The 14,625-nt window shown below is 60.0% G+C and carries 13 protein-coding genes and 1 pseudogene; 7 read left to right on the forward strand and 7 right to left on the reverse strand.

The genetic code is table 11. From position 1 onward, the window contains the following. Position 1: 1 nt before the first annotated feature. The 4 genes and pseudogenes from AC07OD_RS19670 to AC07OD_RS19685 all read right to left on the reverse strand — a co-directional run. Positions 2 to 442: pseudogene (locus tag AC07OD_RS19670) on the reverse strand (DNA-directed RNA polymerase subunit alpha C-terminal domain-containing protein); the annotation flags it as partial. 375 nt (positions 443 to 817) lie between these two features. Next, the gene (locus tag AC07OD_RS19675) at positions 818 to 1,675 is read right to left on the reverse strand and encodes an HNH endonuclease domain-containing protein (protein WP_494597830.1); all 858 of its coding nucleotides are present in this window, start codon (positions 1,673 to 1,675) and stop codon (positions 818 to 820) included. A 254-nt stretch (positions 1,676 to 1,929) separates the two neighbouring features. Next, on the reverse strand, positions 1,930 to 3,180 hold the full coding sequence (locus AC07OD_RS19680) for a DGQHR domain-containing protein (protein WP_494597831.1): 1,251 nt from the start codon (positions 3,178 to 3,180) through the stop codon (positions 1,930 to 1,932). Further along, a complete protein-coding gene (locus AC07OD_RS19685) occupies positions 3,173 to 3,706 on the reverse strand; it encodes a hypothetical protein (protein WP_494597832.1) in 534 nt (177 codons plus the stop codon). The genes AC07OD_RS19680 and AC07OD_RS19685 overlap by 8 nt, the downstream gene beginning before the upstream one ends. Before the next feature lie 417 nt (positions 3,707 to 4,123). Between AC07OD_RS19685 and AC07OD_RS19690 the strand changes: the two genes are divergently transcribed. After that, the gene (locus tag AC07OD_RS19690) at positions 4,124 to 5,089 is read left to right on the forward strand and encodes a hypothetical protein (RefSeq protein ID WP_494597833.1); all 966 of its coding nucleotides are present in this window, start codon (positions 4,124 to 4,126) and stop codon (positions 5,087 to 5,089) included. A 688-nt stretch (positions 5,090 to 5,777) separates the two neighbouring features. Here AC07OD_RS19690 and AC07OD_RS19695 read toward each other — a convergent pair. Beyond that, complete coding sequence (locus AC07OD_RS19695) at positions 5,778 to 6,197, reverse strand: 5-carboxymethyl-2-hydroxymuconate Delta-isomerase (RefSeq protein ID WP_218297381.1); 420 nt, start codon at positions 6,195 to 6,197, stop codon at positions 5,778 to 5,780. Positions 6,198 to 6,211: 14 nt separating this feature from the next. Beyond that, positions 6,212 to 7,192, reverse strand: a complete 981-nt coding sequence (locus tag AC07OD_RS19700) for a Bug family tripartite tricarboxylate transporter substrate binding protein (protein ID WP_218297380.1) — start codon at positions 7,190 to 7,192, stop codon at positions 6,212 to 6,214. 104 nt (positions 7,193 to 7,296) lie between these two features. Between AC07OD_RS19700 and AC07OD_RS19705 the strand changes: the two genes are divergently transcribed. After that, a complete protein-coding gene (locus tag AC07OD_RS19705) occupies positions 7,297 to 8,229 on the forward strand; it encodes a LysR substrate-binding domain-containing protein (protein ID WP_492805939.1) in 933 nt (310 codons plus the stop codon). Between the two features lie 159 nt (positions 8,230 to 8,388). Here the strand turns inward: AC07OD_RS19705 and AC07OD_RS19710 are convergent, their stop codons facing one another. Then, positions 8,389 to 9,300 (reverse strand): LysR family transcriptional regulator, encoded by a 912-nt coding sequence (locus AC07OD_RS19710; RefSeq protein ID WP_369641171.1) that lies wholly within the window; start codon positions 9,298 to 9,300, stop codon positions 8,389 to 8,391. Between the two features lie 112 nt (positions 9,301 to 9,412). Between AC07OD_RS19710 and AC07OD_RS19715 the strand changes: the two genes are divergently transcribed. The 5 genes from AC07OD_RS19715 to AC07OD_RS19735 all read left to right on the forward strand — a co-directional run bounded on the left by AC07OD_RS19715 (position 9,413) and on the right by AC07OD_RS19735 (position 14,593). Next, positions 9,413 to 10,591 carry a CaiB/BaiF CoA transferase family protein gene (locus AC07OD_RS19715; protein WP_494597834.1) on the forward strand — a complete coding sequence of 393 codons (1,179 nt, stop codon included), beginning with the start codon at positions 9,413 to 9,415 and terminating at the stop codon, positions 10,589 to 10,591. Beyond that, complete coding sequence (locus AC07OD_RS19720; RefSeq protein WP_494597835.1) at positions 10,584 to 11,564, forward strand: hydroxymethylglutaryl-CoA lyase; 981 nt, start codon at positions 10,584 to 10,586, stop codon at positions 11,562 to 11,564. Before AC07OD_RS19715 ends, AC07OD_RS19720 begins: the two co-directional genes overlap by 8 nt. 8 nt (positions 11,565 to 11,572) lie before the next feature. Next, on the forward strand, positions 11,573 to 11,974 hold the full coding sequence (locus AC07OD_RS19725) for a VOC family protein (protein ID WP_494597836.1): 402 nt from the start codon (positions 11,573 to 11,575) through the stop codon (positions 11,972 to 11,974). Between the two features lie 90 nt (positions 11,975 to 12,064). Continuing rightward, a complete protein-coding gene (locus AC07OD_RS19730) occupies positions 12,065 to 13,027 on the forward strand; it encodes a Bug family tripartite tricarboxylate transporter substrate binding protein (RefSeq protein WP_218297374.1) in 963 nt (320 codons plus the stop codon). Positions 13,028 to 13,078: 51 nt separating this feature from the next. After that, on the forward strand, positions 13,079 to 14,593 hold the full coding sequence (locus AC07OD_RS19735) for a carboxylesterase/lipase family protein (protein WP_494597837.1): 1,515 nt from the start codon (positions 13,079 to 13,081) through the stop codon (positions 14,591 to 14,593). Positions 14,594 to 14,625: the final 32 nt, after the last annotated feature.

The raw sequence follows: 14,625 nt of genomic DNA on the forward strand, positions 1-14,625 counted from the left end.
TCCTCAAAGACTTGAGTCCAAGGTTGGGGAGCTTGAGAAGCCCTGAATTCCCGAAGCGCGATAACTCGCCGACTGTACTGAGCGAATGAGCGCGCAATACGTTCGTCGCGCGAGTGGTGATTGCTAGGTCCTTCAGGCGTGTCCCAATCACCCAGGGAGGACACGAGGTCAGGTTGTCCAGGATCTTTGCAGGATCCGGCGGGGCGCCAGCCAGCTGAAGATAGCGAACCCTTGCAGCTGCGACCCGAAGGTGCTGTGTGAGCAAATGCTCGTTCGCCTGGTATGATCGTTCGTCTACGATGCCTGCTGCGGCGAGTTGCCGTGTCAACTGCCGGTCCGCCCCTGAAAGGCCAACCAACCACCCCGTCGCGCGCTCGCTGCGGGAGGTGAGGCGAGCATCTCCGAGCTTGGACGCAGAACCCGACAAAGAACTTGATGCCACAGATTGTGCCGGCCTCCGCTGTGTCCGGCGTAATGCTTTCAAAAAGCAAAGGAAGTGCCCGTTCCGACAGGCACACTCGGCACTCGGCGCTCTCTAGCAAGTCTCCAACCGCATCAGTAGGCAACGGATCAAGTACCAGGTCGATGGCAAAGCGCCCGCTTGGTCGAGCAAACAGGCGTTCGAGCGCCTGCGACAGGTCCTTCACGTTCGTGAAGCGATCCAGTCGCAGCTCGTTCTGAAATTTCGAATAAATGGCGACGCACAGCGACATCCGCAGCGCACAGCTCCCTCTAGTGTTTGTGAGGAGATGTTAACGTGCACCTCGGAACATGTCGAGAACAGCGCGTCGCTCGCCCGAATGCGAATCTATTGCGCTCACTGGAGGATGGATTGGCCAGACGTACACCGCGGTGATGCCTTGCCGGAAGATGGATGCCAGCCTCTCCCAAAGCCCTGTAGGTACGCCTGCTGGCAAAGCACATTTAGCGAGATGGCGAGCCCGTCCGATCCTCGATGAGGGAGCTGGGACAGGGAGAAACGGACCCTGTTTTCGAAGTCGTCGCCACCGCTCAGCGCTTGATTGCGCGTACAGAGGCGTTGTAAAAAGTGCTGCGCGGGGATCCGGTCCCGCTTGCTGCTATTGCATAGATCGCACGCAAGAACTAGGTTCCAGGCGGGATCGTCGAACAGAAATGACCAAGGAATAACGTGATCAACATGCGCCGGGGTCGGATCCCGTTTGCCGCAATAGAAGCAGGAGTTGTCATGCGCCCGCAAGTGCCCAGCCCACCGCGAGACAGATGTTCGCCTTCGGCCGTCGAAGCAAATCTTGGCGTAAACGCGAGGGGTGAGATTGTATTGTTCGACTTGCGCTGACCAGCCTCCCAGAACGGAACGCATTAGCAAGGATTCGAAGGTTGCGATGAAGCCTCGCTGCACCTCGGTCACTCTGAGGGCCTTCGCTCCATGCATTTCGAAGATTCGACCATCGAGCCCGGTATGAAATCGCGGGATGACTTCGCGAAATCCTTCTTCGGCAACGAATTCAATAATCTTTTTGACCTCAGGAGTCTTTGCATCCCATCGAAGCCCATAGGAGGCAGGCAATGCGCGCAGTTGTCTCGTTACATTGGGCTCCTGAATTTCTGCGGCGGCTTGCTTCAATCTGAACTGGCGCACCTGATACCAGTAGTAGCACACGAGTCTTGTGGCGAGCCCCTCGCGTGTCAGCACGACGTCGTTGCTGGAAGTCGATTCTTTGACTGCGTCGACTAGCGCCCTGGCTACTGCATACTTGAGCGTACTTGTCTTGCTTGATCGAAGTACGCCGGACCAAGTTGATATTAGACTGAACTGTTTGCCATTTCTCATCTTATCGTTGCCACCGTGGAACACTTCGGCTCGCCACCCAGGTGCAAAACTAAGTCAACAACAATGCAAATTCCAGTTGGCGAGACAGATCAACGTCAAAGGCTGACAAAGCCTGTTCAGGCCTTGGTTGTCTGCTGCCTTCGAGCTTTTAGCCGGTTCACTACGTCTTGTACTTCACCATCCGGTGCATGCTCCAGGCCAATTAATACGCGGAGGACTTTTCGTATCCGAACTCGGCCAGCACCTGACGCGTGAAAAAAATCGTCCGCAAAATTGATTCCGACGGCACCGTGTAAGAACATCTGCGCCGAAGACTTCATGTCGATCGGATCGAGCTTCCCCTCAGCGAGCCCTTCGCGCATAACGTCAAACAGCGCCAGTACGCCGACAGTCCGCCATATGAAGCTGGATGATGACTGTGTGGCCCAGATTAGGCGGTCTACAGCAGAGAAGAACTCGCTTATAGCAGCAAGAAGGCTCTTGTCTTGTTGCTTCCTATAAAGATCACGAAGAGGTGCTTTATCGGAAGGAAGTTCGCTCCTGGTTTTTGCCTTGCCGCTAGCCAAGGCGCTACGGTCGGCGATGGGCTTCTCAGAAATAAGTTTCGTCACTCCCTCAACAATGCAAGCAACAGAGACAGCCCAGGGGTAACCATCTGGAATTGGCGCTGCATCTTCGTCCTCATCCAGCAGTGCAAGCTTGATATGGCCTCTGAAAGGGGAGTCTGATTGCCCCTCCAATACACGGGCGAAGTAGACGCCGAGCATGTCGGGTGGCCATTTGTTTGCGTCAGACTCGTTTAGATCGTATCCAAATAACTCGTACGCAAGGCTCTTGTCGACCTTTTTTTGATTGATGTTTATCGTTGCAAAAATTCTTGCCTGATAGGGGCGGGGCAAGTTGACGAAGACGGCGCATGGCAGTTCCATTTGCTGCCTGTCGGTCTTGGCCGCATATGTGAAGCCTTCGAGACGGTGCTGACCGTCGATGATTGAGGCAAGACGCTGATTTGTTGGGATCGTCAAGCGCAAACATCCATCTGCCGCGGTAGACACATGCCAACGCTCTAAAGGATCTTCCACATAGTTGCCGTCTTCGTCAAAGTTTGCGCTGAGAATAACGGTGTTGGGGAAGGTTGAACCTTCTTCATCGATGTACTCCCCGATCTGTTTCGCTCGAGGAATGGAGCGGGCTCGCTGATTACCCAGCATCTTTGAGAACATTCCTTGCTCTCGTCGCATACTTGCCGGAATGGAGTACGAAATATCGCGAAGGGCTCCCGCCGGGATCGAACATAAGTAAAACTCCCCTACTGGCTGGCGGACGATAACTGCGGGAATTGACAAGAACGGTTTAGAGTTATTCATTTCTGTTCTCCACAGCACTCACTGGACGGTCGAGAGGACCCACCGGGGGGGCTCCGGCTTCAAATCCTGAGAGTACAAGTGCCATCAAAACTGACGCGAGAAAGCAGAGCCACAACACAGGGTAGGCGCATGCCCTCCAAATCAACTCGACCTCGGGTGTCTGTGGAGAAGTAGTCTTAACCGAAAAATAGGAGGCTAGAACGATTAGGAGGAGCGCCAAGCACATACAGAGCACTGCTATCGCCTGTTCGTACTTATTTTCTGCGCCCTTCCTTTTCCAAGTGAACATAGCGTCTAGGAAGACCGTCACCAGGAATCCAATTACATAGATGCCGAGGGTCTCGGGGCTGGTGTGAGCCCGGTTGTACGCGGGGATCGCCCACGTCGCCAACCCCACTCCCACTAAAGTAATGACGACATAAAGAAGCGCATCAGGAGAGCGAACCCCTTCGCGAAACTTCGTCTGTAGTTCAAAAACAAAAAGTTCGACTTCATCGTGCGTGAAGATCGGCTGCCTCTTCCCCATACGCCCACTCCCCCAGAATGTCCCACCCTAGTTTCTCACATGTGAACACGTGGCCCTAGTTTTTTTCTATTGATTCTGGGCTGCGAATAGAGGGGTTGAAGGTCTATGACCTTGACGATCGCCAGGCCGCGGCAGGCGGCAGGTGGCAGCAATCGTCGCCGCTGGGCCTGAGAAGATGTGATGTAGACCGCGGGGCGCCTGGGAGCCCCTCGCGTAGCGGTTGGTCGGTTCGCTCGCCTTGGTATCGAGATCTTCGCCTGCGAAGAGTTGAGCAGCGCCGCCCTGCGCCAACCGCTTCGGCGCCATCAGCTAGGCGACCGCCGACGAGAAACACCAGACCTTGTTGCTTCAGTCGACACCGCTCCACAATGGCGTGCAGAAGCAACGTAAGAAGACAAGCTCCCAGGAGGGGCTGCCATGACAATCGATAACCAAAAGGTACCTCTCAGGTGCGCGAGCTGCGCTGGTTTGCGCTCTATCGAACTGCATTTGTATGAGTTGTCGAGGGTCTGCGACATGCTAGACAACGTGCGAACTCCCCCGAGTTCGAAGCAGACCAAGACCTCCGGTGCGAAGCCAAACACCGTTGGCATAGCAAAGTGGTTGCTTGCCGCGAGCCAAGTCGAAGAGGTAGTGATGGACACCTCTCAGTTCGAGGAAGCGCAGTTTTACTGCGAGCCAGTCCTTGACCTGCAGAAGTCAGACGCCGAACATCGGGGTGGGCTGGCAACCCGATTGACCAGATTTGTCTTCTTCTGCAATGCGCTTGAGGAGGCTTATCGTTTCTGTGAAGTGACCTACGATGCTCTTTATGTTGACGAGACATCTCTTGCGAGCAAGGGCAAGAAGCTAAAAACTGCGTCGATGAAGGCGGGTGCGGTACTACGCGAGCATGCTAGCCGGCTTGCCCTGCCTGCTGACTTCTCGCATCTGGTGAAGAACTTTGCCCATTTGGCGGGGATTTACGAGCAGGGCCTGTCTGTGAAGCTTGAGAGAGTCGTGGATGATGACGCCGATGTCGCACACGGGCTCGACATCATCCGCTGTCTTCGCAATCACGTCGCGCATGGGACGTTCCCAATTTTGGACAATCCAGAGTACTCGTGGAACATGACCGAGCAAATGCGGCGCGCGGTTCTGAACTTCCTCAATCAAGCGGTCCGTGTCGGTGCACTGTACATTCAACTGCTCCTAGCCGTTGACAGTGACGGCTTTCAATCGCCGCTGTACGATGAACTGAGTGACGATCCCGAAACGGGCGACTACTTCTCCGCGCATTGCACCGTCGACTATTTGCTGTCGCTTCACCGTGCACAGTCATTCGGGCTCAACGAGAGCTCGTACTTTCGGTGGTCGGAGTACTCAGAGATGGGGGCAGCATAGAGCAGGTTCGCCTCGCTCATGCTCGTGAAAAGGTCGAGTACCCCAGTTTTGGAACTGAACCACGGATCATTTCCGTTGTTTTCCAGCACCGTACCCTGGGCCGTACCCCGAAAAATTTGTAACTTCGCGGAAGGCGCATGGATGGGACCTTCCGGGATTTTTTCGATTCCGCCCCAGCCACCACTATTCATTTTGTAGTCGTCCATAGACGTCCGCAGAAGTTAAAAAGCCCTAAGTAAATCAACGACTTAGGGCTTTTTTCATTCCAGGCCCGTCCATAGTTATCCGCCCCAAGCCAGCACAAAGTGGGGGCAACTTTGGGGGCAACTGCTGGGCTCGGGAGCAATATGTCCGGGCGACGCGCTTTCATTCACCATTGAGCGCAGTGATGGATCGAGACGATCCGCCAATGCCGCTGCGGATCAGCCCTTTGGTCCGATTGGCGTGCTTCAAGCTGGACCAGGGCATTCGAATCCCGCAGACGGACTGCCGCTCAGCTCAGATCAGCATTGGACGGAGCGAGCATGGCGTTCGATCTCGCTCACGGTAGCCCTTCGCGCTGCGTGCGGCTTGCGGTCTTCGATAGCGGCGCCTAAAGGCGACCGGTGGAACTCTGCGGGCATTGCAACGATGCCTGTATCCCTTTCCGGGGGAGACATAGTCTGGGACGTTGGGCAGGACGCTGCTCCTAAGCTGGTTGCCGTTCGGCAAGATCAGGTCGTTGTCTTGCGGTTGGAAGTGGTCCATTCCACTCCCGCTTGAGGTAGTGTGTCTTCGGATGCTCACGCAGAAACACGCAGCATTGCACCCAGTCCATGGTCGCCGGGTGGGCGTCGATTGCGTGAGAAAGATGATCCAACACCATCGCGGCCATCGCGGCGCAGGTATCCGGCGGGCGCGGGTTGGTCAGCATGAGGGTCGCGATCAGTTGCTGCGCTTGCGGATCTACTCCGCACAACTCGGCGGCGATGGGAGTCACGCGCGACTTCAGGTCTGCGAGCACTGCCCATCCGCGCTCCGCCAGCGCATGGTGCAGAGCCCGCAATACAGGCTCCCATTCAATCGCTGCAAGCAGCGGCGGTGAAACCTGGATGGCAATATGCGGCATGGGGGGCTCCGTGTTCAGTCGATCTTGATGCCGACATCGCGGATCAGCTTCTGCCAGCGTGTTCGCTCGCTCGCCATCAGCCGCGCGAAAGCCTGGGGGGAGCTATCGACAGGTACCGAGCCGAGTGCGGCCAGCTTGTCTTGAGTGGTCTTGGTTGCGAGCACTGCGCCCATGTGTTTGACCAACCAGTCCGTGCGGTCGGCCGGCGTGGCAGCGGGGGCCAGGAAACCGTACCAGCCGCCAATTTCGGCATCCACACCCGATTCCTTGAGCGTTGGCACATTGGGCAAGGAGGGAATGCGCTGGGCTGCCGTCACCGCAAGCGCCTTCAGGCGCCCGCTGTGCACATGCTGCAAGATGGCCGGCATGGCCTCGAACACCATGTGAGCTGTCCCTCCCAGTACATCGTTGAGTGCAGGGGCGGAGCCGCGGTACGGAATGTGGAGGATGGACGTACGGGTCTGCTGCTTGAACAGTTCGCCCGCCAAGTGTTGAGGTGTGCCATTGCCAGCAGACGCGTAGAAGTACTTGCCGGGGCTCTTGCGCAGCAGTTTGAGGGCTTCGTTGACCGTCGTCGCTGCAAAGGTGGGGTGCACGGCCCAGAGCAACGGCACCGAAGCGGCCCATGCCAGCGGTGTGAAGTCCTTTGCTGCATCGAAGTTGAGCTTGGGATACAGCGCTGGGTTGGCGGCCAACGGGCCGAGCGCACCCAGCAGCAGCGTATATCCGTCGGCCTCACCGCGTGCGACCGCCTCGGTGCCGATGTTCCCGCCCGCACCACTGCGGTTGTCGACCATCACCGTGGCACCGCTGTGCGTTTGCAAGGCATTCGCCATCAGGCGCGAAACCGCATCCGTAGTAGCGCCTGCTGGATAGGGACACACGATCCGGATCGGCTTTGAGGGAAAAGCCTGCGCGTGAGCGCAGGGCGTCACGCCGAGAGCGGGAAGTGCCGTGGCCGCGCCAGCGTACTGAAGGAAGTTGCGTCTTTTCATCGGTGCACAGTTGGTTGGAGTTATCTCGTGTTGTAGTGTCGACAGTGCAGCGGGTCTGCGCAATTTGCATTTTCTGGTCGTATCTATCGGATAATCCGATAACGATGGGCACACGCGACCGCGATCCACTTGATCTTGTCTCCTTGCGCCAGTTGCGCTACTTCGCGGCAGCGATGCGTGCGCGCAGCTTCAATGCAGCTTCGCGCGATGCCTCGATCTCTCAGGCGGCCCTGTCGGAGCAAATCGCCTTGTTGGAATCGACTCTCGATGTGCATCTGTTCGACCGTACGAGCGGGCGCGCCATTGCGACGGTCTCTGGGCAGGAGCTTGACCGCCGGGTTTCGGCCTGTCTGATGGAACTGCAGTCGGCCCTGCGCGATGCGCGCCAACGTGCGAACACCGTGGCAGGGCTGGTCCGCGTCGGGCTGGTGCAGTCTTACGCTGGATGCTGGGTGCTCCCCGTGGTGCGCACCGCGCAAGCTCAGTGGCCGGAGCTTTCGATTGCGCTGCGCAGACGGACTGCACAAGCCTTGATCGAAGGCGTTTTGCGCGGTGATCTTGATCTTGCTGTCAGTTTCGACCCGGAACCACATGCGGATCTTGAAGTCCTGGCATGTTTCGAGGAGTCTGCTGTTGCTGTCGGGTTGGGGGCCAGAAGGCGCTCGCTGAGCCTCGCCGACGTCGCGAAGCACCCTCTGGCATTGCTTCCCGCCGAGTATTCAATGCGCCGCCAGCTCGACAACGCCTTTGCCGCGCTGGGGCTGAAGCCAAACGTCCAACTTGAGTCCGATGCGCTTGAAGATCTTGTGCATGCGGCGCGTGAAAACAGCATGGTTGCACTGCTCAACGGCGCTGCCGCGCTGAGCCTGGATGTGAACGACGCCACCCCTTTGGCTGACAAGAAACTACGCAGGCAAGCCTGCCTGGTGCGCTCACGCAGCCGGCATCACAGCCTGGCTGCCCGGCACCTTTGGGATGCGCTGTCGGCCGCAAGCCCCAGGCAGCCGGTATCGTGGGTCCGACGATCAAAAAACTGAAGAAGACAAGGCCCGGTAGCTGCCATGGCCTTGAACGGGAACACTTCGCCAGGCGTCTCGACTTCCATGTCGCCTAGGCTAGCTACCCTTGCATCGACGTTCCCAAGAGCCAGTGGACTGGCACTGAGCCGTCCCGCGGTTTGCGCACACTGCCGGTTCTCAACAGGAACTCGCGGCGGACAGCCTCAGGTGGTCTCGCAGAAGTCCCGCCGCGGCTGAACAGGACGGCGACACTCCGAGGAGAAGGTTGCGCCTGGCCCACGGCTCACTCAAATGGACCGTCTTGAGTGGATGAGGTTGCGTATTTCTCAAGACAGCAACTGGCAAGACTCCAATCCCGAGGTTCGCGTTGATCATCTGGCACATCGCGTCGAAACTGCGGACCTGCACGCGAACGCGCATCACTTCGCCGTATTGCTCTGCGGCTCGCGAGGTCAATTCAAGCAAAGAGCTCCCACGATTCAGGCCCACAAAGTCGTACTTCAGGCATTCCCTGAAGCTGACCCGCTTCCGCTTTCCCAATGGATGGTTGTGCGCACAAACGGCCACAAGAAGGTCTTGCTGGAATCGCTCCACGTTCAAGTCGCCGACCGCCGTGTTCTCGGCGAATATGCCAATGTCCGCAACGCCTTCGACCACCGCGCGGACGATGTCACCGCTCAGTTGCTCTTCGAGCTCCACATGGATGTCGGGGTACTCGGCCATGAACGTGGAGAGGCAGCCAGGCAGGAACTCCGTCAGTGCGGACATGTTGGCCCACAGGCGGACATGGCCGCGTATCCCTTTGGTGTAGTCCCGGATCTCGCTGCTGAACTGTTCGAACCCCTGGAAAAGCCGAAGTGCATGCTGCATTGCCAAGTGGCCAGCAGGTGTCAGTTGGACTCCACGGGATGTTCTATCGAAGAGCCTTGTTCCCGAAGCGTTTTCAAAGTCCGATAGCCGCCGGCTCGCGGCCGAGACCGCGAGACTGCAGGCTTCAGCCCCCCGTGTAACGCTGCCCGCCTGCGCGACTGCGCAAAAAAGCCTGAGAGTGACGAAGTCAACGCGTGCGGGGTTGATGAGCGTGGGCATGGGTCAATTCTAGGAAGGTTTCGCAAAACGCGAATACCGTGCCATAAATGAGCAATTCCACGACAGCAATGATCCTCCTACAGTTGCCCCACAGACAACGGATAAGGCGAACGTGCAAGCACTCCACGGAATCAAGGTACTGGAACTCGGGCAGCTGATTGCGGGCCCGTTTGCTGGCAAGACTCTGGCCGACTTCGGCGCGGATGTCATCAAGGTAGAGCCGCCAGGGGTTGGCGACCCGCTGCGAAAATGGCGCCTGCTCCGGGAGGGCACCTCGGTCTGGTGGGAGGTCCAATCCCGCAACAAGAGGTCGGTCGCACTGGACCTTCGCACGCCCGAAGGCCAGGACGCAACCCGTGCGCTGCTCACCGAGGCAGACGTGGTCATCGAGAACTTCAAGCCCGGAACCATGGAGGCCTGGGGTCTGGGTTGGGAGACGCTGCATGCGCTCAATCCCAGGCTCATCATGCTGCGCATCTCTGGGTATGGGCAGACGGGGCCCTACAGGCAGAAGCCCGGCTTCGGCGTTCTCGGCGAGGCCATGGGCGGCCTGCGCCATCTGACGGGCGAGCCTGGGCGGGTGCCGGTGCGCTGCGGCATCTCCATTGGGGACAGTCTGTCCGCCATGCACGGAGCCCTCGGCGTCATGCTGGCTCTCTACCACCGTGATGCCCGGGGCGGCGAAGGCCAGGTGATTGACGTCGCCCTCTATGAGAGTGTCTTCAACATGATGGAGAGCCTGGTGCCCGAATACGACGCCTTCGGCGCTGTGCGTGAGCGCTCGGGCAGCGCGCTGCCAGGAATCGCGCCGACCAATGCCTATCGGTGCTCTGATGGTGGCTATGCGCTGATTGCGGGCAATGGCGACAGCATCTTCAAACGGCTCATGGCTGCCATAGGCCGGCATGACCTGGAGCATGAACCGGCACTTGCCCAGAACGACGGCCGTGTCGCACGGGTTCAGGAAATCGACGCCGCCATCGAGGCATGGACACTCACCAAGTCGCTGGCCGAAGTGCTCAACGTGCTCGACGAGGCCAAGGTGCCTGCAGGCAAGGTCTACACGGTGGAGGACATCGTGCACGACCCCCAGTACATCGCCCGGGAAATGATTGTCGAGCAGGAAACCGCCGACGGAACGCGAGTGAAGGTACCCGGCATCGTTCCCAAGCTCAGCGCCACACCCGGACGTGTTTCATATCCAGCGCCTCTGCTGGGAGAACACACCCACGTCCTGTCGGAAACTGCAGGATGGCCAGCACGCAGCGAGAAGGAGGCCCACCATGTTTGAGGGCAGGGCGATCAAGCTCAAGATCAATGAGGTCGGCCCCCGCGACGGCCTTCAGAACGAGGCCGCGTTCGTAGAGACCGACGACAAGGTGCGGTTGGTGGACCATCTGAGCGGACTGGGGTACTCCAAGATCGAAGTGACGTCGTTCACTTCGCCGACCGCAATCCCTGCGCTCAGGGATGCCGAGGCCGTCATGCACCGCATTCGGCGCGAGCCCGGTGTCGTGTACACCGCGTTGATTCCCAATGTCCGTGGCGGCGAGCGCGCCCTGGAGTGCCGGGTCGACGAATTCAACCTGGTGATGTCGGCCAGCGAAACCCACAACCTGGCCAACCTGAGGATGACCCGTCCACAGTCGCTGCGCCAGCTGGGTGATGTGGCTGCCCTTGCCGTGTCGGCCAAGGTACCTGTGAACATTTCGCTGTCCTGCGTGTTCGGTTGCCCCATGGAGGGAGAGGTGCCGCAGGCCACCGTGCTGGACCTGGTGGGTCAGTTCGTTGGCCTGGGTGCAACGGGCGTCACGCTTTGCGACACGACGGGGATGGCATACCCCACCCAGGTCCATGGCATCTGCGAATCAGTCGCCAAGGCCTATCCCCAACTGAACATCACCGGCCACTTCCACAACACGCGGGGGATGGGCCTGGGCAACACACTTGCTGCGGTCGAGGCTGGCATCCGCCAGTTCGACATGTCGCTGGGCGGCATCGGTGGCTGCCCCTATGCCCCTGGTGCGTCCGGCAATGTGGCCACGGAGGACGTGGTCCACATGCTGCAGTGGATGGGCTACGACACGGGTGTCGATGTTCCTGGTCTCATCCAGGCGGCCCACGAGCTGGAGCGGCTGATTGGCCACGAGCTCCCCGCCCAGGTGAGCCGCGCCGGTGAACGCCTCAAGCGCCATGCGCCACCGGCGGGATTCGATGAAATCCGGGAACGCGCCATCGCTCGCAACACGGCATCTGCAAAGTAGTCCACACCATGATCAGCCACCTTGACCACCTGGTCCTTACCACTGCCAACGAGGCAGAGTGCGTTCGCTTCTACACCGAAGTACTGGGGATGAAGCTGGAGTCCTTCATCGGTGGCACGCCCCCGGTGGAGCGCCGGGCCTTCAAGTTCGGCAGCCAGAAAATCAACCTGCATGTGAAGGGGCGGGAATTCGAGCCCAAGGCCCACACGCCTGTACCCGGCGCGCTGGACCTGTGCTTCCTGGCATCGGTTCCGCTCGACCAGGTCATCGAGCACCTGCGGCAGCATTCGATTCCCATCGCCGAGGGCCCGGTCCTGCGCACGGGCGCCACTTCCAGGATTCGCTCGATTTACCTGCGCGACCCCGACTTGAACCTCATCGAGATTTCTGAGCTGGCGCCTGCGGGCTAGCCGCCGAACACTTTCCCCGATTCTCTCAGCCCGGATGGCCTCACGGCACCCGGGATGGGGATGCTTTTTCCACAAAAAAAGGAGACAGACATGATTCGTAGAAATGCATTGCTGGGCATCGCGGTGTGCGCGGCGTTCGGGGCTGCGCACGCGGAAACCTACCCCTCCAAACCCATCACGCTCGTGGTGCCCAGTGCCCCGGCGGGTTCCACCGACATCGTGGCCCGCCTGATTGGCGAGCAGCTGCAGACGGCGCTTGGCCAGGCCGTCGTGGTTGACAACAGGCCCGGCGGCAGTGGGAACATCGGCACCGAGTTTGCGGCCCGCGCACCGGCCGATGGCCATACGCTGCTGGTCCAGTACTCGGGCTATCACGTGGGCAACCCCGCGCTGTTCTCGCAGATTCGCTGGAAGACCTCTGACTTTGTGCCCATCGCGCTGGTGATGCGCGCACCGCACGTCGTGGCGGTCAGTGCCACCCTTCCGGTCAACAGCCTGAAGGAGTTCATCGCCTACGGCCAGAAGAATCCCAAGGGCCTGTTCTACGCATCTTCTGGCAATGGCTCGATTCAGCACATTGCCGGCGAGATGTTCGGCAAGCAGTCCAAGGTCCCTGTGACCCATGTGCCCTACAAGGGCGCTGGTCCGGTCATCACCGACCTCATCAGCGGCCAGGTCGACATGTTCATCACGACGCCGCCATCCGTCATTGGCCAGGTGCAAGCGGGCAAGTTGAAGGCCCTGGCGTATGCGGGGCCCAAGCGCCATCCATCTCTTGCGAATGTGCCGACCGCTGCCGAGGCGGGGCTGCCCGGCTACGAAGTTGAAAGCTGGTTCGCCGTCTTCGCCCCCGCCAAGACACCTTCCGCCATCACGGCCCGCCTCGCCGCAGCCATCAAGACCATCGTCGAGAGCGACAACTACAAGAAAAAGATCGAAGACCAGGGCGCCTTCGCCGCCTACATGGGCCCCGCAGAACTGGGCAAGTTCGTGGACCAGGAAACAGCCGCGTGGGCCAAGGTGGTTCGCGAAGGCAACATCAAAGCCGAGTGAGGGGGCAAGGGCATGAAATTCGCACTACGTCTACTGACGACGGGTCTGTCCATGGGCCTCCTGATTTCCTGCGCATCCCCCGGTGGTGGCGCTGACACCGGCCTCGCCACGGCACGGACCGAGTCGGGCGTTGTCCATGGCCACGGCACGGACGTGAAGAAGTTCTACGGCATCCCCTACGCCGCCGCGCCCGCCGGCGACCTGCGCTGGAAGCCGCCGCAGCCAGCCGCCCCATGGACCGGTGTGCGCGACAGCACCGCGTTCGGCGACTACTGCGTCCAGCCGCAGGAGTACCCTGAGCAGCGCGGTGGCATGAGCGAGGACTGCCTGAACCTGAATGTCTGGACACCGGCCCGGCGCAAAGATGAACGCCTGGCGGTCATCGTCTGGATCCATGGTGGCGGGTTCGCGTACGGCGCAGGCTCCCATCCCTCCTACGATGGCGAAGCCCTTGCCCGCCGCGGCGTGGTCGTCGTCACAATGAACTATCGCCTCGGCCTGCTGGGCTTCATGGCCCACCCCCAACTCACTGCGGAGTCGCCCCAGCGGGCCTCGGGCAACTACGGCCTGATGGACCAGGCGGCCGCGCTCAAGTGGGTGCAGCGGAACATCGCGGCCTTTGGTGGCGACCCGGCCAGGGTGACCGTGATGGGCCAATCCGCCGGCGCCCATGCCATCAGCACGCTCATGACCACGGACATGGCCCAGGGCACGTTCCAGAAGGCGATCATGCAGAGCGTGGGTGTGATGCGCCCGACGATGGCGCTGAAGGATGCGGAGCTGTACGGGCTGCGTTTCGGCAGCGACCTGGGCGCGCTGCGCAAGCTCCCTGCTACCGACTTCGTGGAATTGCTCAAGAAGCAGCCCTCTGGCCGGTCTCTCGCCACCGGACGGCCGGTGAGCATCATCAACGATGGCTACGCCGTGAAGACGCCCGACTACCAGGCGTACGCCACCGGCAAGTTCGCCAAGGTCCCCATCCTTGTTGGAAACAACGAGAACGAAGGGGGCGGGGCCACCCGCAACTGGTCCATCAAGACCGTGGCGGATTTCCAGGGCTTCGTCCAGCAGTCCTTCAAGGGCAGGGAGCAGGCAGCCTGGGCCGCGTACGCCGTGGCCAGCGACGACAAGGTTCCTCAGGCGCTGGCCGACCTCTACGCTGATACGGAGTACCTCTTTGGCACGCGGGAACTGCTGGCGCGTTACCAGGACCATGGCCTGAAAAGCTACCGCTACGTGTTCACCCGCCATCGCAATGAGGCGGCGGCAATGCCCATCCACGGGGATGAGCTGCAGTTCGTCTTCGACAACCTGCAGTCACCGCACCGCGGGAAGAACCGCCCCTTCAATGCCGTCGATGCAACCGTCGCAAGAACGATGGCGGATGCCTGGGTGCAGTTCGCAAAGACCGGCGACCCCAACGGCCAGGGCTTGAGTGCCTGGAAGCCGTACAGCGCCCAAGAGCAGTCGTACATGGAGTTTGGAGCCAGACCGGCCCTGCGCGCAGGTTACAACGGCAAGGGCATCGACTTCGTGCGCGACCACTTCAGCTCAGCGGGGCGCTGATGCACCTGCGCAAGGGGCATCCCCGCCGCTGT

The organism is Acidovorax sp. GW821-FHT10E03 (genome assembly GCF_059415205.1).

Excerpts from the sequence above, each read along its gene's own strand:
- AC07OD_RS19690 (WP_494597833.1), top strand. The coding sequence starts at position 4,124 with ATGACAATCGATAACCAAAAGGTACCTCTCAGGTGCGCGAGCTGCGCT.
- AC07OD_RS19725 (WP_494597836.1), top strand. The coding sequence starts at position 11,573 with ATGATCAGCCACCTTGACCACCTGGTCCTTACCACTGCCAACGAGGCA.
- AC07OD_RS19685 (WP_494597832.1), bottom strand. The coding sequence starts at position 3,706 with ATGGGGAAGAGGCAGCCGATCTTCACGCACGATGAAGTCGAACTTTTT.
- AC07OD_RS19720 (WP_494597835.1), top strand. The coding sequence starts at position 10,584 with ATGTTTGAGGGCAGGGCGATCAAGCTCAAGATCAATGAGGTCGGCCCC.
- AC07OD_RS19700 (WP_218297380.1), bottom strand. The coding sequence starts at position 7,192 with ATGAAAAGACGCAACTTCCTTCAGTACGCTGGCGCGGCCACGGCACTT.
- AC07OD_RS19730 (WP_218297374.1), top strand. The coding sequence starts at position 12,065 with ATGATTCGTAGAAATGCATTGCTGGGCATCGCGGTGTGCGCGGCGTTC.
- AC07OD_RS19735 (WP_494597837.1), top strand. The coding sequence starts at position 13,079 with ATGGGCCTCCTGATTTCCTGCGCATCCCCCGGTGGTGGCGCTGACACC.
- AC07OD_RS19710 (WP_369641171.1), bottom strand. The coding sequence starts at position 9,300 with ATGCCCACGCTCATCAACCCCGCACGCGTTGACTTCGTCACTCTCAGG.
- AC07OD_RS19695 (WP_218297381.1), bottom strand. The coding sequence starts at position 6,197 with ATGCCGCATATTGCCATCCAGGTTTCACCGCCGCTGCTTGCAGCGATT.
- AC07OD_RS19705 (WP_492805939.1), top strand. The coding sequence starts at position 7,297 with ATGGGCACACGCGACCGCGATCCACTTGATCTTGTCTCCTTGCGCCAG.
- AC07OD_RS19680 (WP_494597831.1), bottom strand. The coding sequence starts at position 3,180 with ATGAATAACTCTAAACCGTTCTTGTCAATTCCCGCAGTTATCGTCCGC.